Origin of the sequence: Rothia nasisuis, assembly GCF_928381405.1 — a bacterium.
In the GTDB taxonomy this organism is placed as follows: domain Bacteria; phylum Actinomycetota; class Actinomycetes; order Actinomycetales; family Micrococcaceae; genus Rothia; species Rothia nasisuis.
Genome location: NZ_CAKMSB010000009.1, coordinates 74741 through 96956, shown reverse-complemented (window position 1 = coordinate 96956; position 22216 = coordinate 74741). Strand labels below are relative to the sequence as shown.

Annotated in this window: 18 protein-coding genes and 1 tRNA gene; 10 read left to right on the top strand and 9 right to left on the bottom strand. The window is 57.7% G+C overall.

From position 1 onward, the window contains the following. Positions 1-984, bottom strand: coding sequence for a phosphotransferase (locus tag L6966_RS08600; RefSeq protein WP_083093802.1), 984 nt, complete (start codon positions 982-984; stop codon positions 1-3). Positions 985-1022: 38 nt separating this feature from the next. Between L6966_RS08600 and nudC the strand changes: the two genes are divergently transcribed. From nudC to L6966_RS08585, 3 genes are all read left to right on the top strand, one after another. Beyond that, positions 1023-2276: an NAD(+) diphosphatase gene (nudC, locus tag L6966_RS08595; protein ID WP_237233215.1), complete on the top strand. Its 1254-nt coding sequence runs from the start codon at positions 1023-1025 to the stop codon at positions 2274-2276. A gap of 90 nt (positions 2277-2366) precedes the next feature. Beyond that, positions 2367-4193 (top strand): ATP-dependent helicase, encoded by a 1827-nt coding sequence (locus L6966_RS08590; RefSeq protein WP_237233214.1) that lies wholly within the window; start codon positions 2367-2369, stop codon positions 4191-4193. After that, the gene (locus L6966_RS08585) at positions 4193-4759 is read left to right on the top strand and encodes a M48 metallopeptidase family protein (protein WP_237233213.1); all 567 of its coding nucleotides are present in this window, start codon (positions 4193-4195) and stop codon (positions 4757-4759) included. The genes L6966_RS08590 and L6966_RS08585 overlap by 1 nt, the downstream gene beginning before the upstream one ends. A 15-nt stretch (positions 4760-4774) precedes the next feature. Here the strand turns inward: L6966_RS08585 and L6966_RS08580 are convergent, their stop codons facing one another. After that, complete coding sequence (locus L6966_RS08580) at positions 4775-6154, bottom strand: zinc-dependent metalloprotease (protein WP_237233212.1); 1380 nt, start codon at positions 6152-6154, stop codon at positions 4775-4777. A gap of 159 nt (positions 6155-6313) precedes the next feature. Between L6966_RS08580 and L6966_RS08575 the strand changes: the two genes are divergently transcribed. The 3 genes from L6966_RS08575 (at position 6314) to L6966_RS08565 (ending at position 10849) form a co-directional block, all read left to right on the top strand. Continuing rightward, on the top strand, positions 6314-7402 hold the full coding sequence (locus tag L6966_RS08575; RefSeq protein ID WP_083093793.1) for a YlbL family protein: 1089 nt from the start codon (positions 6314-6316) through the stop codon (positions 7400-7402). Between the two features lie 187 nt (positions 7403-7589). Continuing rightward, positions 7590-10625 carry a UPF0182 family membrane protein gene (locus L6966_RS08570; protein ID WP_237233211.1) on the top strand — a complete coding sequence of 1012 codons (3036 nt, stop codon included), beginning with the start codon at positions 7590-7592 and terminating at the stop codon, positions 10623-10625. Positions 10626-10772: 147 nt separating this feature from the next. Then, a tRNA-Met gene (locus L6966_RS08565) sits at positions 10773-10849 on the top strand. Here L6966_RS08565 and L6966_RS12255 read toward each other — a convergent pair. After that, entirely contained in the window at positions 10806-11177 is a 372-nt protein-coding gene (locus L6966_RS12255; protein ID WP_473828094.1) for a helix-turn-helix domain-containing protein, read from the bottom strand. The two genes, L6966_RS08565 and L6966_RS12255, sit on opposite strands and share 44 nt — an antisense overlap. A 357-nt stretch (positions 11178-11534) precedes the next feature. Here L6966_RS12255 and L6966_RS08560 point away from each other — a divergent pair, with 357 nt between their 5' ends. Beyond that, positions 11535-11933, top strand: a complete 399-nt coding sequence (locus L6966_RS08560) for a hypothetical protein (RefSeq protein ID WP_237233210.1) — start codon at positions 11535-11537, stop codon at positions 11931-11933. A 275-nt stretch (positions 11934-12208) separates the two neighbouring features. Here L6966_RS08560 and L6966_RS08555 read toward each other — a convergent pair whose 3' ends face one another. The 3 genes from L6966_RS08555 to L6966_RS08545 form a co-directional block, all read right to left on the bottom strand. Then, a complete protein-coding gene (locus tag L6966_RS08555; RefSeq protein WP_083093771.1) occupies positions 12209-12481 on the bottom strand; it encodes a type II toxin-antitoxin system RelE family toxin in 273 nt (90 codons plus the stop codon). 3 nt (positions 12482-12484) lie between these two features. Then, entirely contained in the window at positions 12485-12730 is a 246-nt protein-coding gene (gene relB / locus L6966_RS08550) for a type II toxin-antitoxin system RelB family antitoxin (protein ID WP_180377918.1), read from the bottom strand. A gap of 1482 nt (positions 12731-14212) precedes the next feature. Further along, complete coding sequence (locus tag L6966_RS08545) at positions 14213-14635, bottom strand: hypothetical protein (RefSeq protein WP_083093767.1); 423 nt, start codon at positions 14633-14635, stop codon at positions 14213-14215. A 405-nt stretch (positions 14636-15040) separates the two neighbouring features. Between L6966_RS08545 and udk the strand changes: the two genes are divergently transcribed. Beyond that, a complete protein-coding gene (gene udk, locus L6966_RS08540; protein WP_083093765.1) occupies positions 15041-15667 on the top strand; it encodes a uridine kinase in 627 nt (208 codons plus the stop codon). Positions 15668-15793: 126 nt separating this feature from the next. Here udk and L6966_RS08535 read toward each other — a convergent pair whose 3' ends face one another. Together L6966_RS08535 and L6966_RS08530 are read right to left on the bottom strand one after the other, a co-directional pair. Further along, the gene (locus L6966_RS08535) at positions 15794-16507 is read right to left on the bottom strand and encodes a PspA/IM30 family protein (protein WP_237224851.1); all 714 of its coding nucleotides are present in this window, start codon (positions 16505-16507) and stop codon (positions 15794-15796) included. A 132-nt stretch (positions 16508-16639) separates the two neighbouring features. Next, the gene (locus L6966_RS08530; protein ID WP_237233209.1) at positions 16640-18643 is read right to left on the bottom strand and encodes a TPM domain-containing protein; all 2004 of its coding nucleotides are present in this window, start codon (positions 18641-18643) and stop codon (positions 16640-16642) included. A gap of 276 nt (positions 18644-18919) precedes the next feature. Between L6966_RS08530 and L6966_RS08525 the strand changes: the two genes are divergently transcribed. After that, positions 18920-20332, top strand: a complete 1413-nt coding sequence (locus tag L6966_RS08525) for a S1C family serine protease (protein WP_237233208.1) — start codon at positions 18920-18922, stop codon at positions 20330-20332. Here L6966_RS08525 and L6966_RS08520 read toward each other — a convergent pair. Beyond that, on the bottom strand, positions 20329-20796 hold the full coding sequence (locus tag L6966_RS08520; protein WP_237233207.1) for a tRNA (cytidine(34)-2'-O)-methyltransferase: 468 nt from the start codon (positions 20794-20796) through the stop codon (positions 20329-20331). The two genes, L6966_RS08525 and L6966_RS08520, sit on opposite strands and share 4 nt — an antisense overlap. A 145-nt stretch (positions 20797-20941) precedes the next feature. Here L6966_RS08520 and L6966_RS08515 point away from each other — a divergent pair, with 145 nt between their 5' ends. Then, positions 20942-22174, top strand: coding sequence for a cysteine desulfurase family protein (locus L6966_RS08515; RefSeq protein ID WP_237233206.1), 1233 nt, complete (start codon positions 20942-20944; stop codon positions 22172-22174). Positions 22175-22216: the final 42 nt, after the last annotated feature.

Genomic DNA, 22216 nt, shown 5'->3' with positions numbered 1-22216 from the left:
TTAGTCCAGCGGCTGCGGCTTCTCTTCGGGAAGGGGAGGATCGAGAGCGTCCACGGCACGCAAGTCAGCTTCGAGGTGATTCAGCATAGAAACAGCCTCTGAAACCATGACCCGGTCTTCGAGTTCCACACCGCGAATAAGCCACTGAGCCAGGCCGAACTCTGCGTAGAGATTGGCGCGGGTTTCAAGGTGGCGGTCTGGCTCCTGGGGCATCTCCCTGCGGTAGGCCTCGAAAACGCGTTCGCGGAAGAGAGGGTCCTCGCTGGCAAAAAGCCAGGTGAAGTCTGTTGCGGGGTCACCCACGCAGACCTCAGACCAGCCCGTGATTTCAACAATCTTCTTCTGGTCAAGTACCAGATTATCTTCGTTGAAGTCACCGTGGACAACGCGGGGGTTGAAGCTCCACAGAGCAGAATTATTGAGTTGCTGCTCCCAGCGAGTGAGCAGGCCCGAGGGCACCTTACCGGTAGCTACCGCTAAATCGAGTTCCGCCAGGCGGCGCTCGCGAATCTGCTGGCAGGTGTAGACCGGCAAGTCAGCGCTCTCCACGATTGTGGTGGGAAAGGCGTGGATAGTGGCAATGGTGTGGGCGATATCGTCGGCAATGTTGCCCGGCCCGTCCTGTATGTTCTGGCAGAGGCCAGCGAGGCCGTCAATGTCGTAGTGACTGCCGGGATTGTGGGAGTAGATAAAAGCATGCCGCCCGTCTAGCGGTACAGTGCCAACGATGGTGGGCACTAAGAAGGGGAGCCGGGCACGCAGGCCGGGTGTGAAAGATTGTAAGATGACGTGCTCAGCTTCGAGACGCACACTGGCTTCGGGGTGTTTGGGGGCACGCACACGCCAGCGCTTGTTAGCTGAGTCAATGATGATAGCTGAGTCAAAGTCCAAGGCGTCGTCAGCTGAGGGCAGGGCAGCAACGGGGTAGAGACCGGGCACCCCAGCTGATACGATTGCGGCAAGTTGAAGCGGTGTTGATGTCACATATTCAAGGGTACAAGAGATTTAAAGGGGTGCAGCTGATGCGGGGCCAAAATGTTAGGGATTTAGCGGGTAACTCGCAGGCCACAGATACAACCGGGAGCGAGGACGCCGATGCCCAGGGCCGTGAACACAGCTGGTTTTCGCCGCTGGGGCGTCTCCCTCTAGTCACCGACCGAGTACGTAGAACCGGGGTGTTAAAAGAGGCCCCCGGCTTCTTCGGTGCCGTGGGTAGGGCTCTGGTGATGGGGCCGGAGCAGCTGAGCGGACGGCAGCGAGCTAGCTACCCCTGGGGGCACCGCCCGGTTCTGCTGGCTCTCGATCAAGGGCGAATCCTGCTGGGCCCGGCAGAATCTGTTGAAGGCTCCGACGGGCAGGCTGCAGAGCCCCTCGACCTAGCTACCGCCTTCAAACTGAAAAGTCATGACCTGCTCAACTATACGGAAGCCGACTATCACCAGCATCCCACTCTCTTGTGGGCTGGGTGCCGGGCACCAGCGTCCGGCTTGCTCACCGATATTTCAGATGAACAGCCAACGCTGGCCCTCACCGGAGCTTTCGAACGCTTTCTTGACCTCGGCCAGCTCAACCTGCAGGGCCTTGAGAACGAAGAAGAGAGCACCGCCGATGTGCTTGCCGCCCGCACCGGGGGAACCTGGGTGCCGGTGCGTGACTATGCCGGTTATGGCTACTCGGGGCAGGGCCCGGCGTTTGAGTGGGGAGAAGTCCTAGTAGCGGCAGCGTCCTTGGCCTCCTGGCACAGGGCCACTGGATTCGATGCCGCAACCGGCCAGCCCACCTACGCCCGCTGTGGGGGGTGGGTTCGCAGCGCTGAGAACGGCAGGGAACTCTTCCCCCGCACAGACCCCGCTGTCATCACGGCCGTCACCGCCCAGAGCGAGGGCACCGAAAAAATCCTGCTTGGCCAGGCACGAGCCTGGGGGCCGGGGCGTTTTTCAACCTTCGCCGGGTTCGTGGAGGGCGGCGAGGCCCTTGAAACAGCTGTGTTACGGGAGGTCTACGAGGAATGTGGCGGGCACGTAGCCAGCCTGCGTTATGTGGGTTCGCAGCCCTGGCCCTTCCCGCGCTCGCTCATGTGTGGCTTTCTAGCTGAACTTTCCAACCCGCAGCAGGTGCGGGCAGACGGCGCCGAGATTGAAACACTCCGCTGGTTTTCCCGCGATGAGCTGGTGGCTGCCTACCGTCACCAGCAGGTGATTCTACCCGGGCCCAGCTCTATCTCCCGCCGTCTAATTGAGTTGTGGTTGGGTTTCTCGCTCGATACCGAGAGCTGAGAGAGGCGGTAGACTAGAGAGCCGGTGTGTGACGCTGATGGGCAGCACCGGCACATCAGGCGCGGTTGCGCGAGAGCACGGGGAGGAACCATGAGACAGGATCGTTTGCGAGCCCAGGCTATCGCTCTGGCTCCGCCAAACCCCGAGGCCATTCTTGAGGGGCTTGACCCTGAGCAACGCCGCGTGGCTACCGAGCTAACCGGCCCCATGTGCGTGATGGCGGGCGCCGGTACGGGTAAGACCCGAGCCATTACCCACCGCATCGCCTACGGTATCGCTATTAACCGCTACAACCCGCAAGCAGTCTTGGCCCTGACCTTCACCACGCGCGCGGCCGAGGAGATGAAGGTGCGTCTACGGCAACTGGGTGCAGCCGGGGTGGTTGCCCGAACCTTCCACTCTGCCGCACTGTCACAGCTGCGCTACTTCTGGCCCCAGGCCATCGGCGGTGCTCTACCGGAGATTATGAAAAACAAGTCCCAGTTTATTATTGAGGCAGCCAGGCGACTGGGGCTGGCGACGGACCGCGCTGTTGTGCGCGATGTGGCCAGCGAGATTGAGTGGGCCAAAGTCTCCATGCTGACCGCTGACACCCTCAGGCCCCACCTGGCTGACCGTGAGCTGCCCTCTAACCTCTCGCCTGTCGACCTGGTGCGTCTGCTCCGCACCTACGAGGAACTTAAGGACGAACGCAACGTCATAGACTTCGAAGATATTCTGCTTCTGACCGTTGCGATTATTGAGGAAAATCCTGATATAGCCGCGCAGATTCATCAGCAATACCGCCATTTCGTGGTCGATGAGTATCAGGACGTCTCGCCCCTTCAACAGCGACTCCTTGAGGCCTGGCTGGGCCGCCGCGATGATATCTGCGTGGTGGGAGATGCCTCGCAGACCATCTATTCCTTTGCCGGGGCCACCAGCCGCCACCTCCTTGAATTTCGTACCCGTTTTGAGGGTGCTACCCTGGTCAAACTAGTGCGCGACTACCGCTCCACCCCACAGGTCGTCGACCTGGCTAACAGGCTCCTAGCCACCCGCAAGGCTCAGCCAGATTCAACCAAATTCTCCTGGGCTCCGCCTCTGCAACTGGTGTCACAGCGTCCGGCGGGGGCAGCCCCTGAGTGGTTTGAGTACGCGGACGACGAACAGGAGGCCCTCGGCGTTGCCGAGGACATCAAAGACCTCATAGACAGGGGCGGGGTCGCGCCCGCTGATATCGCTGTACTCTACCGCACTAACTCCCAGTCAGCAGCTATTGAACAGGCCCTCACCGACGCGGGTATCAGTTATCAGCTTCGCGGTGCCGAACAGTTCTTTGACCGGGCAGAGGTCCGCGCCGCCCTATCCATGCTACAGGGGGCGGCGAAGGGGGCCGAAGCGTCCGACTCTGTGCCCCAGCTGGTGCGTGACAATCTCAAAAATCTGGGCTGGTCTGCCCAAGCCCCGCAGCGTAGCGGGCAGGAGCGCGCCCGCTGGGAGTCCTTAGAGACGCTCGTTTCTTTGGCTGACCGGCTGGTTGCTGAGCGCGAGGACGCCCGTGAACAGGCCCGTGCCAACGGGGCCAGTGAGCTGCCACCTGCCCTGACCATCTATGAACTGGTAGCGGTACTGATTCAACGGTCGCAGCACCGCGATGCACCTTCGCTGAACGGGGTGACCCTGGCCTCCTTGCACTCGGCTAAGGGCCTGGAATGGGAGGCTGTTTTTCTGGTGGGGCTCTCTGAGGGACTCATGCCTATCTCCTTTGCCCAGACTTCAGATGAAATCGATGAGGAGCGCCGTCTTTTCTATGTGGGAATTACCCGCGCCCGTTCTCATGTGACTCTCACCTGGTCCCGCTCACGCACACCGGGAGGGCGCGCCAGCCGCAGGCGTTCCCGGTTCATTGACGACCTTGCACCGCGGGGAGTCTGATGGCTACCCGTACCGAGGTGCTCCCTGCGACCGAGAACCGGCCCGAGGTAGAGGTCGTCCGCTCCGCTCGCCGTACCCGCACGGTGCAGGCGCAGCCGCTCCCGGGTGGGAGGGTACGGCTGTTGGTTCCTGCGCGGGCTACTCGCGGTGAGGTTGAGGAGTACCTGGCTCATCTGCTTCCCAAGGTGGCTGCCCGCCGGGCTCACCTGGCCGCCCGTTCGCGCCGCGATGCCTCAGATGACTTCTTGGGGGAGCGGGCACGGTACCTTCGTGAGACCTACCTGCCAGAAGCTCCTGCGCCGGCTTCAGTTCGCTGGGTCACTAACCAGAAGTACCGCTGGGGGTCAGCGACCCCTGGCGGGCGCACCATCCGTATCTCGCACGTTCTCCAGGGGGCACCTGACTATGCTCTCGACTCGGTGATTTTCCACGAGCTGTGCCATCTTGTGGAACCTAACCATTCTTCGGCTTTCCGCGTACTTGAAGCCCGCTACCCGCATCTGGAGAAAGCGCGGGGCTTTCTGGAGGGTGTGACCTTCGGGCAGCGGCCACAGGAAGGTAGCTAGTAGTACCCGCGGCTGCTACTGCTCGTCCTTGCTTTCATGTGGCTCATCGTACCCGCCTGCCAGGAGCTTCTCGAGCGCGGCGTCGAACTCATCTTCGCTGGCGGTGAGCAGGGCGCGGCGGGAGGTGAAGCCAGCAGGATCGTCCAGGTCTTCTCCGGTAGGTAGAGTTTCGGGGCCTTCCCAGAGCTGATCGCGAGCCTCGAAGCCGTGCTGTTCTTCGTAATGACGCCAGAAGGCTAGGGCCTCACGCATTTTACGGGGGCGGAGCTCAAGGCCAACGAGTTGGGAGAAAGCATGCTCAGCGGGGCCGCCGGTGGCTCGGCGGCGGGCCATAGTCTCAGCCAGCTGGGGTGCCATCGGCAGGTTTTGGGTGGCCTGCTCAGTGATGAGGCCGACCCAGCCTTCGATGAGAGCGAGCAGGGTTTCGAGGCGGTCAAGAGCGAGCTGCTGATCCTCGGTGAGCTGGGGCTTGAACATGTCGCCGCCAAAGGCTTCCATCATGGCCTCGGGGTTGGCAGGGTCAAAGTCGATATCGTTGGCCGCCTGCTGCATCCGTTCGACGTCTACATGGATACCGCGTGAGAAACGCTTAATGAGCTCAATGATATCCTCGCGTAACCAGGGGTGAGCCTTGTGCAGACGAATCAGGGCGGCCTCGCGTACGGCCAGATAGAGCGCCACCTCCTGGGCTGGAACCTCAAGGCCTTCACCAAAGGCAGCGACGCCACCGGGAAGCAGGGCAGATCGCCCCTGAGCCAGAGGTATACCAATATCTGTTGATGACACGACCTCCTCAGCGAGCCTGCCAATGGCCTGACCCATCTGCATGCCAAACATCATGCCGCCCAGTCCCGTAAAGATAGCACCCCCACCGAGCAGGCTGGCCATCTCTTCGGGCATCTGTTGCTGAATCGAAGAATTCATGGCAGAGGAGACCTCTTCAGCAACCGGCCCGGCGATGTCTTTCCAGGTGGTAAACGAGTTCTCCACCCATTCGGCCTTTGACCAGGCTTCAACACCGAAGTTGGGGCGCTCAAAGAGGGTGACGGGGTCGAGCCAGAGATCAGCCAGGGCGGCAGCGTCACGAACAGCCCCTACCTGTGAGGACGTAATGGAGGGGTCCTCGCCCATAGCCAGCACTTGGCGGGCATGCTGCTTGGCCATGTCCCAGTTGACAGGCTCGTCAGACCCCTGGGCGCTCATCATGGAGTTAATCTGCGCGAAGATACCCGAGAGCATGGCGGGGTCAAGAGGCATACCCATGTTTCTGAAGGCATCGGCATCGAAACCTGCTGTGCCATCCATGGCTGAGAGGTCAAAGCCCTGTTCGGTTAGGCGCTTGATGAACTCTTCAAGGGGGTCGCGCCCTGAAGGGTCATGGGGGTTGGAATTCACGGTCAGCCTCTTTTCCACGTCGCTGCGGCGCTTCGCGCCCGTACCTGTCTTCTAGCCTACTTGCCTGCACAACGGTAGGTCTCTGCTTTTAGCCGTGAGCCGAGTGAGAATTTACTGAGGGGCGAGGGGAGCTCCGGGTTTTCGAGTAACCTTGTTTCTATGGTTTTATCGAGCAGGGAACAGACACCGCAGCACAACCGTGCCCGCGGTTTGAATCTTGGCAGGGTAGCGGCTTTGGGTACAGTGGGCCTCACTGCGGTTGCCCTGATGATGCCGGTTAATTTTGTTACCGAATCACCTGGCCCTGCGTTCAATACCATTGGAGAATTCAATAACAAGAATCTCATTGAGATTGAGGGCGCCCAGACCTACCCTGTTAGCGGCAACCTTGATATGACCACTGTATCCGTAGCAGGTGGGCCGAACTCTTCGATGTTCGCGATTGGTGCTCTAGCTACCTGGCTCGAGGACTCCACTACCGTGCTTCCGAGTGACTTGGTCTACGATCCCGCGCTGACCCACGAGGAAGTGACGGCCCAGAACACCGCCGACATGACCAACTCACAGGAGGTTGCGCAGGCTGCTGCTCTCACCCAGCTGGGCATTGGCTATACCGAGACCCTGAAGGTTTCAGGTTTAGTTGAAGGTAGCCCCAGCACGGGCCTGGTAGAGACCGATGACCTGGTAATCGCCATCAATGGCCAAACGTTAACGGGGTACACGAAACTGACGGAGGGTGTTAACGCCGCCGGCGGAGAGCCTGTTGATCTTACCCTCAGCCGAGATGGTCAAGAACGTACCGTGACCATCACTCCCACTTACAACGAGCAGAGTGAGAGCTACGTTCTGGGGCTCTACATTGCCCGCTCCTTTGACTTTCCCCTGACCGTCAACTACGGCCTGGAAGAGGTCGGCGGCCCCTCAGCGGGCATGATGTTTGCTCTGGGTATTATGGACGAGCTCACCCCGGGTGAGATGACCGGGGGTGTGCATTTTGCGGGCACGGGAACCATCGATTCAGATGGCACAGTGGGCCCCATCGGGGGTGTTGAGCAGAAGATGTGGGGCGCTGCGGACGCCGGTGCCACCGTCTTCCTAGCCCCTGAAGCCAACTGCGATGAAGTGGTGGGCAATGTTCCACGTAACCTCAACGTCGTCAAGGTCGCTACTCTGGCCGAAGCGGAAGATGCGGTGACCCGTATCGGCCAAGGTGAGAACCCTGCAACCTTCCCCACCTGCGAAAACTAGCTACCGCCCCGCTGTCTCTCATCATGCGGTCACAGGCGCTATCTGAGAGCTGAAAGCTCAGCCTGCTCTCGAAACTCCCAGGTTTCTTTGGCACAATAGTGTGTTATAAATTGCACCATCTTTTCTTCGGGTGCAAGCAGACTAACCGCCCTACACGGCACACATCAAACACAGCTAAAGGAAACCCGTGAGCACCGGAAGCACACCTCCCCGTACACCACGCGCTCCCAGGCGACAGAACAGGCCTCTTCTGGTCACTGTGGCAATTATTGCCGCACTGATCGTAGCCTTCGTCTTCGCAACCCAGGTTTATACCGACATTCTCTGGTACGACCAGCTAGGCTACCTTACGGTATTCATTACCCAGAACCTGACCCGAGCCGCCGTCTTTGTAGCCGCCGCGCTCATAGCTGGCCTAGCCGTCTGGGCCAGCCTCTACTATGCCTACAAGAGAGGCACCCCCCAGGCCCCCACCCCGCGCAGCCGCCCAGCCGGTCCGCGGGTTGACGAGAACGGCAACCCCCTGCCGGGCCCTTACGCAGATATTCAAGACCTGTTTAACCAGAACATGGAGCGTTACCGCCAAGGCATCGATAAGATGCGCAAGGCTATGCTCATCCTGGTGCCCGTATTGCTGGGAGCTTTTGTGGGTGCAGGCGCTATGACCCAATGGGAAACCGTCCTGCTTTTCTTCAACGGTGAGCCTTTTGGTGCTACAGACCCAGAGTTTGGGCTAGACCTAGGGTACTTCCTCTTTACTCTGCCCTTCCTTAACTTCATCGCCGGGCTGCTATCTACCGTCATCATCTTCTCGGCCATGGCGGCGCTCGCTATGCACTACTTCTACGGTGGGCTGATGGTGAGCGAGAAGGGTATGACTACCACCGTCTACTTCCGCCGTCACTTTGCTGTGCTCGGTGCCCTGTTCATTCTGGTGCGTGCCATCACCCTCTGGCTGGCCCGATACAACGCTACTCAGGATCAGTCTGGCTCCTGGGCAGGTGCTATGTACAGCGACGTCAACGCCATTATTCCGGTCAACGCTATTTTGGCTCTGGCTTCGCTTCTGGTGGCTGCCCTCTTCGTTGTAGCAGCCTTCAAGGGAAACTTCCGCCTACCCATCATCGGCACCGTAGTGCTCGTGATTGCCTCACTGGTTGCCGGTGGTCTTTACCCCTGGGTCGTTCAGCGCTTTCAGGTAGTACCCAACGAACAGGCTACCGAAGCCCCCTACATCCAGCGCAACATCGATGCTACCCGTGTAGCCTACGGGCTAGATAGCATCGATGTGCAGAACTACGATGCCACCACGTCGACTGAGGCCGGTGCCCTGCGCGGTGAGAGTGAGACTATTTCTAATATCCGTCTGCTTGACCCCAATGTGGTTTCCGGTGCCTTTGCTCAGCTACAGCAGTTCCGCCCCTACTACCAGTTTGGGCAGAATCTCTCCGTTGACCGTTACTCCATCAACGGAACGGAAACTGACACAGTCATTGCGGCCCGTGAGCTCAACCCTGCTCAGAACGCCGGGTCGTCCTGGGTTAATCAGCATGTGGTCTACACTCACGGGTTTGGCGTCATTGCTGCCTATGGCAACCAGGTTGAGGCTGATGGTAAACCTAAGTTCATCCAGTCAGGTATTCAGGCGACTGGTGCTATCAGCGGCGACTACGAGCCCCGCATCTACTTTGGTCAGTCTTCACCTGACTACTCCATTGTTGGTGGTGCTGCTGAGGACGAGCCTCTGGAGCTTGACCGCCCCCAGACCGCTGATGACCAGTCTGGTTCAGACGCCAAATACACCTTTAGCGGCAACGGTGGGCCCAATATCGGCAATGCCTTCAACCGGCTGGCCTACGCCATCAAATTCCAGTCCTCAGATATTTTGCTCTCAGATGCTGTACGCCCTGAGTCTCAGGTTCTCTATAATCGAGATCCCTCAGATCGCGTCAAAAAGGTAGCGCCCTACCTGACTGTTGACGGCAACCCTTACCCGGCTATCATCGATGGTCAGGTCTTGTGGATTGTAGATGCTTACACCACCTCCGACCAGTACCCTTACGCGCAGGCAGCGGAACTTGAAAACGCTACCGCTGACTCGGAAACGGCAACTGGTGTTTCTCAGGCCCTACCTAACAAGCAGGTCAATTACATTCGTAACTCGGTCAAGGCAACCGTCAACGCCTACGACGGTTCGGTGACTCTTTACGCCTGGGATGACCAGGACCCTGTGTTGAAGAGCTGGCAGAAGGTGTACCCTGAGACTGTGCGCCCCTACAGCGAGATGAGCGCGTCGCTCATTGAGCATGTACGCTACCCCCAGGATTTGTTTAAAGTGCAGCGTGAGGTGCTGAATGCCTACCACGTTACTAATGCCAACAGCTTGTACGCGGGTGATGACCTCTGGTCTATCCCTAATGATCCGACTAACGAGTCTGGCCGTCCCCTTCCTCCTTACTACATGTCACTGCAGATGCCCGGTGCCGAATCAGCGGCTTTCTCGTTGACCACTAGCTTCATCCCGCAGCAGTCAGACTCCAACACACGTAACGTGATGTATGGTTTCCTCTCTGCTAATGGTGATGCCGGTACCGGCAAGGACGGCGAGAAGCACGAGGACTACGGAAAACTTACCCTGCTTGAGCTGCCCCGCTCATCTGTTGTTCCCGGGCCGGGCCAGGCTCAGAACGTGTTCAATTCTGATACAGCCGTGTCAACCGAGTTGAACCTGCTACGCCAGGGAGCCTCAGATGTTATTAACGGCAACCTGCTCACCCTGCCTGTAGGCGGCGGTATTCTCTATGTGCAACCGGTCTATGTGCAGTCCTCTGGCGATGCCGCCTACCCCTCCTTACGCCGTGTCTTGGTGGGCTTTGGCGAGAAGGTAGGCTTCGCTCCCACCTTGGAGGAGGCCTTGGACGAGCTCTTTAGCGGTTCCTCCGGCGCAGAGACTGCGACAGATGCCGGCGTTAACGAAACCGAGGCCGCTCAGGCGACTGACGAGACAGCACCCCCCGTCGATTCGGCTGATTTGACCAGTGCATTGCAGGATGCTCGTGCGGCTATGCAGGACGCTGACGCTGCGATGAAAGCCGGTGACTGGGCAGCGTACGGCGAAGCTCAGAACCGCCTCAATGAGGCTCTGCAACGCGCTATTGATGCTGAAGGGCTGCAGGGAACCGCTACTACCGACGCAACGCCTACCCCGTCACCTTCTAACTAGCAAAGGAGCATCGGTCAGCAGTTTCAGCTGGGGGGCACGAGGGCGCTATCACCCGCGGGTGATAGCGCCCGGCCGTGTAGAGTACCTCACAACAGCAGGATGTGGCTTGCCTATAGATAAACTTCTGCGTATAGTTGTATGAGTCGCCGCGGGGTGGAGCAGTTCGGTAGCTCGCCGGGCTCATAACCCGGAGGCCGCAGGTTCAAATCCTGCCCCCGCAACCACTTGATAAGTCGCTCCTGATGGAACTAGTTCCACAGGGGCGATTTTCTTTTTAGCCCTTCCTTCTTGTGATACCTGCAAGGGGGCGGGGCTTTTTGCATTTAACAGGGCGGAGCCCACAAGTTCAGCCACGGTAATCCCAAAATATGAGGCGATGATGAGTAATTCATTAAAGCTAAAACTAATCTCACCCTTTAGGCGTCTGTAGATACTGGCCTGGGGGACTCCCAGAATTTTACCTAATTTTGTCTGCGTTACCTGCCGGCGACCCATCCATGCACGAACCTCTGCGGCCAAAGCTATATCTGCTGTAAGTGTTGTAGTTTCCATAAAGATGATCCTACAGCGTGGAGAGAAAAAACCAATTGAAACATGAAGTAAATATATTGAAAAGACATATATCTTGTTGTGCATTACGTCGAAATAACGTAATCTATGTTTCATGGACATTGAGGAAGTAATCTCAACCAACATCCGCGTCTCCATCTTGCGGCGCAAAACTACTCAAAGAATCCTGGCCGACCGTCTCGGCATGACACTGCCAGCTCTGCAAAACAGATTGAGTGGCCGTGTTGAATGGCGGGTAAAGGAAGTAGAGCTAGCGGCTTTAGTACTAGAGACAGAGCTTTGTGAACTCCTTAGAGTTGATGCCACACCTGTGCAACATCAGGAAGCCGTGGGTGCCCAATGAGCAGTAAAGCACTTGAATGGGCTCGAACTCATGAGTTTGAAAATGGCGCTGTTGCTCGCACAGCAATTTTGCGATTTCTTGCAGAGCAGGCCGATGATGACGGCTACATTGCAGACCATGAGGGCGATAAGGGTGTTGCCTTCATAATGCACGAAACAGCTGCCGGTAAGCGTACCGTCATCCGCACGCTAAAGGAATTTGAAGAGGCTGACTTGCTCCACCGTGAGCGCCGCCCGTACAAGGGGTTTGGTGGACGTCCGACTGACCTCATCGTTCTGCATCTTTACAATACTGGCACTAAAATTCCTTGGCGCACCCTCAAGACGTTGAAGCAGATTCACAAGGCAGGTCAGGCTCATTATGGAGCACCCATTGAGGGGGGAGTATGCAACTGAGGCTGTGGATAACTCAGGTCTTACACTAGGTGCCACTCTGGCACCTAGCTATGAAACTCCTAGTCAGAAACTAGGTTCCACTCTGACACCTAATGATAGCTGGGTGCCAGAACGGCACGACTTAGGTGCCACTCTGGCACAAGCAGAGGGGACTGCCTTAATAGGAACGCGCGCGGACTATCCCAGTGATATGTAAGAAGTCCAGGTACTCACGTGATGACCTTTCTACAAATTAGATTTTCTGTAGGTGCAACTGGTGCTGTGAGTACCTGGACTTATCGATAAATTTTAGAACGATGACCGGCGTTAAGAGCAATGATGATGAGCTCACCTTGGTCAAGGTCGAGGATGACCCTGTAGTTACCTATACGGTATCTCCAAAGGCCGGTAAATTCCCCGGTAAGCGCTTTGCAGTGGGCTTGTGGAGTTGGTGATGATGCAAGCCAGTCGAGCGCGTCCATGATTCTACGCCGGGTTGGTTTATCTAGCTTTTTGAGTGCTTTGATGCAGTCCTTGTCATAGATAAGGCTCCAAGAGGAGGCTGACATAAATTAGAGTCCTAGTTCTTTCCGTGCTTCTTCAACTGTGTAAGCACGACGTTCCCCGCTTTTGATTGCTTTTACTTTTGCATGGAGCTCGGCGGCGTATTCTGCTTCTGCGATGTGTTCCTCAATGAGGGTGCGTGCACAGTAAGCAACAGAACGGTCAGATGCGGCTGCTAAGTTGGCTAGTCGCTCTTTAAGAGATGATGGGACTCGGATGGTGAGTACGCTGTCCGATATGGTTGTTGTAGTCATGTATTCATTGTATGACATCCATGCTAGCCTGAACAGTAGTAGGTTGAATCACTAGAAGATACAACCCTTGAATATTTCCGTACTACGTCGCATAGAAAGAAGCGAATGATGGGGTTTCAATGGGATGACCCATTCGGGATAGCTAAGCGTCGCGCCCGTAGACGGGCAGAGCTTGAACAGCACTTACGTTTTGTTCGCACTAACAACCTTGATGTTGTTCGGCTTGATCGCGTGTACCAGAAGGCGCGCACTGGGGAAAAGGGCTATGGCTTGCATGTGCACAGTGGGCAACCTTGTGACATATGGTTTCATGGCGCATGGCCAGATGCCAAAAAGGTCTATATTGTGCAAGGGTTTTGGCGTGGGCCGGGGACTGAGCCTGTATGGTGGCATCACCACAGCATCTCTTTTTCCATGTCAATAGAATCATTGGCGAGATTCCGTGGAAAGTCTGGCGGGCTGGGGAACGATAAACTGCCACACACAAGTTACGGGCTATGCGTAGTAGAATTTTTGAAGAATAAGTAGATACTTCACCAGTTCCCTGTAGCTTGGGACTGATAACCCGGAGGCCGCAGGTTCAAATCCTGCCCCCGCAACCACATAAGTCGCCCCGTTCGGATTGAATCCGATCGGGGCGATTTTCTTTTCCCCATCATTGCTGAGTTCAGGGTTAGGTTATAGGGGGTTATAGGACAAAAAGTGTGTCTCACCCCGGGCATGTCACCGACCATGACCACCCCAACCCCGCCCTCACCGGTCACGAAGAAACCAGCTATGGGTAGCTTAACTTATCGGTAAATTCCCGGTGAGTGCTATGCAGTGGGGTTGGTGACGCTGCAAGCCGGTCAAGCGCGTCCATAATTCTACGTCGGGTTGGCTTATCTAGCTTTTTTGAGTGCTTTGATGCAGTCCTGGCTGTAAGGCTCCAAGAGGAGACTGACATGAATTAGAGTTCTGGCTCTTTCCGTGCTTCTTCTGCCGTTTAAGCACGACGTTCTCCGCTTTTGATTGTCTTTACTTTCGCATGGAGTTTGGCAGCGTATTCTGTTTCTGCGATGTGTTCCTCGATGAGGGTGCGCGCACAGTACGCAACAGAGCGGTCAGATTTTGAAGAATAAGAAGATACTTCATCAACTCCCGGTAACTCGGGGCTGATAATTCGGAAGGCCGCAGGTGATTCCGCAGGCTCACAGCGAAGCAGCCAACTCCGATAGAACACCCGGACGAGCAAGAGGCACCGCTCCCAGGCATTACACCCCAGGTGCCCTGTGCTCTGGCTCGAATGCCCCACTTCTTGCCGAAAGTACTGGCTAGAGAGGGGCATTCGGCAAGAGGGGGCCTTCGGCACAGGGGTAAACCAGGTTGATCATCGCCACCAACCAGAGCACCTATACATAAGCTTCTAAGCTAAATAAGCCTCTAAGCCGTGCTGGGGAGGGCCCAAGGAGTCTCCCCAGCACGGCTCTTAGAAAGCGGTAGCTAGGCAGCGCGGGCCCAGTGGTCAGCTAAGTCGGCTGTGAGTAGGCTACGCAGAATCTCAGTCTGGGCGGAGGGAATGCGGGTGAAACGGTAGGTATCGAGTACCAGAGTGTTCCCTAAGAACGGCAGGTAGGTCAGCTTAGCCTGGTCAAGAGCCTGCAGACTGAGGGACAGTGTGTTGCCCGACTGAAAAGTATTTTTCAGAACCAAGATGCGCTGGTTGGTAATCACCAACAGGGAGTCGCCAAAGCTGCCCAGCTTGCCGGTGGCGAGATGAACCACGGTCTCGTTCTGCACCATAGAGTCAGCCATATGCAGTGCCTTATGAAACTTTTTGAGCGATCCATCGGCTAGATGACGGCGTACGGCAGAATTGAGTGAGGCATTGGTAAAGGTGCCGGTTGCCCAGTTTTCAAAAATCACGGTAATCGTCCTCTGCTAGGGTCAGATTGGGTACGCAGTATTCACTATACACACAGATTTGTCCCCTAAAGTGCAGCTGTGTGGGGAAAGTTGGTGGCTCATTAACCCAGGTGATTCAATTGACGTATGTATCAGCTTGTCACCACGGACTACGTAGAAAGACAGAGGTAAAAGTTCGCCAAAAATTTACCTCATAAAATAAGTGAAGCCCGGTTAACAAACTGACATATCCGATTTTTAGGGGACAAACCTATCTGTGCACTCTAGAGCTCGGTGTGTCACAGCTGCTACGCCTTACAGCTGGAATGGCAGGCCCCCACGCTAGTTTCAGAAAGCCCGGTCTGGGTGAGGTCATGCCACAATAGAGAGCAGTGTTTATTCGGACGGAAGGGTCGGGCTATTGATATGAAACCCATGATTATCGGTATTGCTGGTGGTACCGGCTCAGGAAAAACCACACTGACGAACTCCCTGCTGGAGCGCTTCGAAGGTCAGGTCGGTGTGATTTACCACGATAACTACTACAGACGAAATGACCACCTGACCTATGAGCAGCGTTGCCTGCTCAACTACGATTCCCCTGAGGCCTTTGATAATGACTTGCTGGTCACCCACCTCAAGGCACTTGGTGCAGGGCAAACCATTGAAACTCCGGTCTATGATTTCGCTGACCATAATCGCTCGGATGAGACGCTCATCGTTGAGCCCCAGCCCATTATCATCGTGGAGGGCATCCTCATTTTTGCAGAACCGGCCCTTCGAGAACTCTGCGACATCAAACTGTTCGTTGACACGGACGCAGATGTGCGCATCCTGCGTCGTCTCCGCCGCGACGTGATTGAGCGGGGCCGCACCATTGAATCTGTGGAAGCCCAGTATCTGACCACGGTCAAGCCCATGCATGAGCTCCATGTAGAACCGTCTAAGAAATACGTTGACATGATTATTCCGGAGGGCGTTAACGTGGTGGCACTCGATATGCTCTTCCACCGGATTACCGGGCAGATTTCTGCGGCGGCCACCCCCAGCTAAGGCTAGGAGCTGCCTTCTAACCCCCCCCCGAGGCCCGCAAGGAGGCGGGATCATCACAAGGATGTGAGGCCCCCACCTACAGGTGGGGGCCTCAGTGCTCTAAAGCTGTGTTGTACAGTTGAGAACTTATTTGCCAGCCTTGAGCGCAGCTAGGCGAGCTTCAAGCTCTGACTGGCGGCCGAGTTCCTCAAGATCATTGAACTGAGCATCGAGCGAAGAAGCCGCAAGTTCCTGCTGGCCGCGCACCTTGGCCTCTTCACGGCGGACCTTGTCTTCAAAGCGAGAGATTTCGCTGGTAGGATCCATGACGTCGAAGGCCTTGAGCGCGTCGTTGACCTGAGACTGCGCGTTGGCTGACTTTTGACGGGCAACCAGCTCATCGCGCTTGCGCTTGATTTCGTTCAGCTTCTCCTTCATCTGAGTCAGGCCGTTCTTGAGCTGCTCTACCACAGCGGTCTGAGAGTCAATCTGGGGTTTGATGGTAGCGGCCTCATTCTCAGCCTGCATTTGGCGGCCCAAAGCCACCTTGGCCAGGTTGTCGAACTTGTCTGCGTTGGCTGCATCACCTGAGCCACGGAATTCGTCGGCCTTGTTGGAGGCAGCCAGAGCCTTAGCGCCCCACTCCTCGGCTTCACGCTGATCTTCTGCGTAGTCGGCTTCGAGCATGCGCAGGTTGCCGATGGTCTGAGCAACAGCCTGTTCAGCTTCGGCAATGTTGTTGGTGTAGTCGCGCACCATCTGGTCAAGCATCTTCTGAGGATCCTCAGCGGCATCGATGAGGGCGTTGATATTTGCTTTGGTAAGCTGTGCAATGCGGCTGAAAATGGTCTGCTTAGCCATGAATCTACCTTTCGGTGGGGTTGAAAAGTAGCAGGGAGTCTGCGCTACTTTTAGTTTTATTTTCTCATTAACAATGCAGGAGCATGATTCAACGCGGCCCCGGGTCTACGTTGTCAGCGAAATGAGAGATCTTTAGAAGTTACCGCCGGCTCCACCGCCGCCGCTGAAACCGCCGCCGCTGAAACCGCCGCCGCCGAAACCGCCGCCGAACGTCCCGCCACCAAAGCCCCCAGGCCCGGAACTGCCGCCGAGCAGGGTGCCGAGCAGAATACCGCCGAGCATGGCCGAATTATAGTTTCTATTGCTGCCACGGTTATAGCCTGTGGTTTGATTGAAACGATCCACATCATTACGAGCAAGACGCTGGGCGTCGCTCGCTAAACGGATTGCATCGTTGGCGTGAGAGAGCGCCGTCACCGGCTCACTCTGGTGGAGGCGCTGGGCTTCAGCCAGGTGGCGCTCGGCCTCACGTAGACGGGTGCGCGCCTCAGCGCGCACACCGCCGCGGCGGGCCCAGACGTAATCATTGGCAGAAGAAATCTGTGCCTGAGCCGATACCAGGGCATGGTTGAGGGTTTCGCGAGCGCTGCGTTCTTGCTCATGGGTCTGGCGCACAGCATCAAGGGCGGTATCCAGTTCGGAGCGAACTTCGTGTAGACGCTGGTTGAGCTGGTAGGGGTCAATGAGTCCGGCAGACCGCTGCGATTGAATCTGGCCGAGAACCGCCTGCACACCAGCCGCCGCACCGGAGAGTTGGCTGGAGCTACCGGCACCGGTGCGGGCCAGTTCTTGGGCTGAGGCCACGTCACGCTCAGCGATGATGAGGGCGTTGTCGAGGCTGGCGGACATAGCGCCTAGGTCTCTTTCGGCATGGTGAACCGCTTCGAGGAGACCTTTCGCTTGCCCGAGGGCCTCCTCCCCAGCGCGTAGAGCGAGGATGGCCTGGTTGCGGTTGTCGTCCGTGAGGAGTTGCTCAGTTTCGTCGGCCTCTTCGCGGGCAAAACTCAGACGGGTGCGTGCTTCGGTGACGTTGTCAGCAACGGCACCGAAAGCGCTGGGGGAGTAGAGCTTCCCCAGCCGAGCCAGTGCAGCTTCAGCCGGGGCAAAGAGCGGTTCTGCTGAGTCAATTTCTTGACGCAGAGTTGCGAGCGCCTGAGGCGCGCTCTCTGCGAGCTTGCGTAGCCGAGTGAAGTTGGTGACCTGCTCGTTCAGGGCCTGCTGAGCGTCCTCGGTACGTGCGATGATTTCGGTCAGCCAGGCCCTCTGGTCCTCTTCGGTGTCGGGAACCTCATCGTCTAGCTGTTTTTGTAACTGGAAGGAACGTTGCAGATGGGCTTTGGCGTTGTCGATAGCGGCTACAAAGGGCGCAACTTCTTTTTCGCCGTACTGTAGGCGCGCAAATTCGACTTCTTGGAGGGAGTGGGCGATGGCGTCGTCTGTAGTAACAAGGTGTTGCCCTGCTGTGGTTCGTAGCTCCGTGAGAGAGGGCTGGTTTATGGGTGGCGTCTGACCGCGGTTGGTGGGCTGGCTCTGCTGCTGTGTGCCAGAGGCCTGTGAGCGGCGGGACGCTCGTGATCGGTTGAATAGCCAGGCACCGCCGCCTGCCACCGCTGCTACGCCCAGAAGTGCGGCTGCTCCACCGGCGGCTAGGCCAAGGCCGCTACCTGAACCCAATTCAGCGTCGATGCCCGTTACCGCAGCCTGTGCGGCGGCGCTGTAGTTAGAGTTAGCGAGTTCAGGGTATACGTAGTTTTGATAGATTCGTTCCTGCTGGCTCTGGGAAAGCACGGAGGTGGATCCTGCCATAAAGTAGGCCTGGCGGGCTTCTGTTGCAATCACCAGTACCACATCGTTGCTGCCCATGTTATTGAGCGTTGCGAAATCACCGGTCCACTGGCTTGAGGAGGAGGGGTCTTCAAAGCGGTCAATTGTGACCACGAAGAGGTTGACCTGCCTGTCAGTAGCGAGTTGCTTGATGCTCTCGTCCAGGCCTGCTGTGTTCCCGAGCGCCGATGTGGTATCGCTGATTCGAACACCGGCATCCAAATCATAGGGAGCTACCGCTAAAGCTACCGGAGTGACTCCCACTGATAGCGACGCAACCAGAAGGGCAGTGGCTAGGGGTTTGCGTGACATAGGCTCTCTCTTCAGGCGGGCGAGCATGGCTTGAGCACCATTGTAGCCCCGCTCACCACCCGCCACGAGGCAAGCCCGCGTAAGGTTCACCCACAGCACACTCACACATTCTCCCGTGAAATCGTCAGCCCGCACCGGTTCAAGGGGTGGGTGCACAGCGAACTCACAGTGTTGGTTCATCTCTAACACAGGCCTGTGGAGCATAGTTGAGCTACGAAAACACGGCGGTACTCGCGCCTCACCAAACAAATATAGACATCACCTGAAAGTTATACCGTGTCACAGAACTCCTGGGAACAGACCCCTCATACCGCAGCAGATGATCGCACAGTGCCCCTCAACCCCCAGCAGGTTCAAGCTGGCAACGCTAGCCAGTACGGGGCTCCCGGTGGCGGGGCCGCTGGGAACGGGGCGCCGGCGTCCTACTCTTATAATCAGCCCTATATCCACCAGAACCAGCCCAACGCTGAGAAGAAGGGTAAGCACACCACCAAAACTGTGCTGGCCGCAACGGCACTTGCAGCTCTAGTTGGCGGCGGGGTTGGCGGCGGCATCGTTGCTGCAACCTCCACCGGGCCAGCTTCCACCATCAGTTCCCTGAGTTCCGGGACCACCATCGTCAACAATACAGATTCGGTCAACGCCGTCACCGCCGCAGCCGCTAAGGCAACTCCTTCGACTGTGACCATTTCTGCCACCGCGAGTAACGCATCCGGGTCCGGGTCAGGGGTCATCCTTGACACGCAGGGGCATATTCTCACCAACACCCACGTGGTCACCCTTGACGGAGCGAGCGCCAACGCCACCATTGAGGTTCAACTCGCTGACGGCAGCGTTCACACTGCCACTGTGGTTGGCACCGACCCCGCCAGCGATTTGGCCGTCATTAAAGTGGATGATGCCGCCGAGCTCAATCTGACCCCTGCAACCCTTGGTAACTCAGATAACCTCAACGTTGGCGATACCACTGTAGCCATCGGTGCACCCCTGGGGCTCTCCAACACCGTCACCACCGGTGTTGTCTCTAACCTGGTGCGCACCATCGAAGTGGCCTCATCCGCTGCCCCGCAGGGCACCGATACGGGAAATGACAGCAGCGACGACACTTTCGGCACCTCCCCCTTCCAGTTCGAGATTCCTGGCCAGCAGTCTCAGTCAGACGCACAGGCAGCCACCATTTCCCTGAACGTTATTCAGACTGATGCCGCGGTGAACCCCGGTAACTCCGGCGGTGCCCTGGTCAACTCCGCTGGTGAGGTCATTGGCATCAACGTAGCGATTGCATCCACCGATACCTCCAGCTCATCAACCAGCGGCAACATCGGTGTGGGCTTTGCTATCCCCATCAACTACGCCCAGCGCGTCGCGAACGAAATCATTGAGGATGGCTCTGCGACTCACGGCCTGCTGGGGGCGCAGGTCTCCACCTCACCCGCAAACAACGATGAGTCACAGGCCTTTGGTGATGGTGCGCTCATCCAAGAAGTCACCAGTGGGGGAGCAGCAGAAAAGGCCGGTCTGCGCGCCGGTGACGTGGTTACCGCCGTCAACGGCCGCACCATCAGCGAGGCAACCGAGCTGACTGCTGCTGTCCGCCAGGCCACAGCTGGCTCCGAGGTCACCCTGACCGTTTTGCGCGGCAGCTCAACCCAGGAGGTCACGGTGACCCTGGATGCGGCAGAATCCTAAACCGATCCGCCCCTAAAGCCCTGTTGCCTCCACGCTTCGAAGACCGCGATGGCGGCGCTGTTGGCCAGGTTCAGTGAGCGGCGGCCGGGCACCATAGGAATTTTGACGCGTTCAGTGACGTGCTCATTGTTTTGTACTTCCTGGGGGAGCCCCTGAGATTCGGGGCCAAACATGAGCACGTCCCCCTCGCGATACTCGATATCGGCGAAGCTGGTGGACGCCGTGGTGGTGAAGGCGAAGACGCGGGCTGGTGAGAGTGCCGCCCAGGCGTCTTCGAGGGTTTCATGGACGGTCATCACAGCCAAATCGTGGTAGTCAAGCCCGGCGCGGCGCAGGTTGGCATCCTCAAAATTGAAGCCTAAAGGCTTGACCAGGTGCAGTTCCGCGCCGGTAATAGCCGCCAAACGAATGGCGTTGCCGGTGTTGCCAGGAATCTCGGGAGTATAGAAAAGAATCTTAAACACCTCCCCAGTGTACGGCCCGTCGAAATAAAAGGTGTGCCGCCCCGGTTATAGGGGTGAAACAGTCCACAGCCCCTGCCAGTAAGTGGGAGTATGATGGAGGGCTGACGCACAACCCCGCACCCCAGATACGATGAGAGACGCACCTATGCCCCGGGTCTACATGGATTATGCCGCCACCGCCCCTATGCTCCCAGCAGCCGTTGATGCCATGGTTGACCAGATGCAAACTGGCGGCAACCCCTCGTCCTTGCATTCAGCCGGGCGGCGGGCTCGAGCCGCCGTTGAGTACGCCCGTGAACAAATCGCTCGTGTAGCCGGGTGTGACTCGGCAGAAATTATTTTTACCTCCGGCGGCACTGAAGCAGACAACCTGGCTGTCAAGGGTCTTTTTTGGAAGCGTCGTGAGGCTAACCCGGCGGCCACCCGCCTGATTGTTTCGGCCGTTGAACATCACGCTGTGGCAGATGCCGCTGAATGGCTCCAAACCCACGAGGGCGCCGACATCAGTTGGGTTTACCCGGACGCTACCGGGCAGGTAACTGCCGATTCTGTGCGTGAGGCGGTGGGCGAGAACCCAGAAACGGTCGCCCTTATCGCTGTCATGTGGGCCAATAACGAGGTCGGCACCGTCCAACCCGTGGCCGAGCTTGCTGCGCTCGCCGCCGAACTTGAAATCCCTTTTCATACGGATGCCGTGCAGGCCTTCGGCACGCTACCGGTTAACTTTCGCGAGGTCGGTGCTACCACCATGGCGATTTCTGCCCATAAGATGGGTGGGCCCATGGGAATTGGCGCCCTGATTGCCACTCGGAGCGCCCAGCTCATGCCAGTGCTTCACGGCGGCGGGCAGGAACGCTCTGTGCGCTCTGGCACCGTCGATGCCGCCTCGATTGCGGGCTTTGGTGCTGCTGCAGCCGAGGTTGCTGACCACCTGACGGCAGAAGGTGAGCGGCTCGCTACCCTGCGTGACAAACTGGTGGCAGGCATCCGTGCCGTTGTGCCCGAGGCCCAGCTGCGCGGGCCTGTGCCTGAGTCAGCCGAGCAACGAGCCGCCGGTCACTTCACCCGTCTACCCGGTAACGCCCACTTCACTTTTCCTGGCTGCGAGGGTGATTCTCTGCTCTTTTTACTGGATATGGCGGGAGTTGAATCCTCGACAGGCTCTGCCTGTAACGCGGGGGTACCCCGCCCCTCCCACGTCCTGCTAGCTATGGGGCTGAGTGAGGAGGAGGCTCGCGGAGCCCAGCGTTTCACCCTGGGGCACACCAGCACCGAAGATGACGTCACCGCCCTACTGGACGCCCTGCCCGGTGCCTGGGCCCAGGCTAAAAAGGCGGGCATGGCGGGCCACGCCCCGGACGCCGCCCGCTGGAACTAGCTCGATAAGGTGGTAGTCAGGGCAGGCACTGGCCGCTACCTA

What these genes read in the sequence shown, in the direction of transcription:
- nudC (WP_237233215.1), top strand. Translation starts at nt 1,023, where the DNA reads ATGCGGGGCCAAAATGTTAGGGATTTAGCGGGTAACTCGCAGGCCACA.
- L6966_RS08590 (WP_237233214.1), top strand. Translation starts at nt 2,367, where the DNA reads ATGAGACAGGATCGTTTGCGAGCCCAGGCTATCGCTCTGGCTCCGCCA.
- L6966_RS08585 (WP_237233213.1), top strand. Translation starts at nt 4,193, where the DNA reads ATGGCTACCCGTACCGAGGTGCTCCCTGCGACCGAGAACCGGCCCGAG.
- L6966_RS08575 (WP_083093793.1), top strand. Translation starts at nt 6,314, where the DNA reads ATGGTTTTATCGAGCAGGGAACAGACACCGCAGCACAACCGTGCCCGC.
- L6966_RS12255 (WP_473828094.1), bottom strand. Translation starts at nt 11,177, where the DNA reads ATGGAAACTACAACACTTACAGCAGATATAGCTTTGGCCGCAGAGGTT.
- L6966_RS08560 (WP_237233210.1), top strand. Translation starts at nt 11,535, where the DNA reads ATGAGCAGTAAAGCACTTGAATGGGCTCGAACTCATGAGTTTGAAAAT.
- L6966_RS08555 (WP_083093771.1), bottom strand. Translation starts at nt 12,481, where the DNA reads ATGTCAGCCTCCTCTTGGAGCCTTATCTATGACAAGGACTGCATCAAA.
- relB (WP_180377918.1), bottom strand. Translation starts at nt 12,730, where the DNA reads ATGACTACAACAACCATATCGGACAGCGTACTCACCATCCGAGTCCCA.
- udk (WP_083093765.1), top strand. Translation starts at nt 15,041, where the DNA reads ATGAAACCCATGATTATCGGTATTGCTGGTGGTACCGGCTCAGGAAAA.
- L6966_RS08535 (WP_237224851.1), bottom strand. Translation starts at nt 16,507, where the DNA reads ATGGCTAAGCAGACCATTTTCAGCCGCATTGCACAGCTTACCAAAGCA.
- L6966_RS08530 (WP_237233209.1), bottom strand. Translation starts at nt 18,643, where the DNA reads ATGTCACGCAAACCCCTAGCCACTGCCCTTCTGGTTGCGTCGCTATCA.
- L6966_RS08515 (WP_237233206.1), top strand. Translation starts at nt 20,942, where the DNA reads ATGCCCCGGGTCTACATGGATTATGCCGCCACCGCCCCTATGCTCCCA.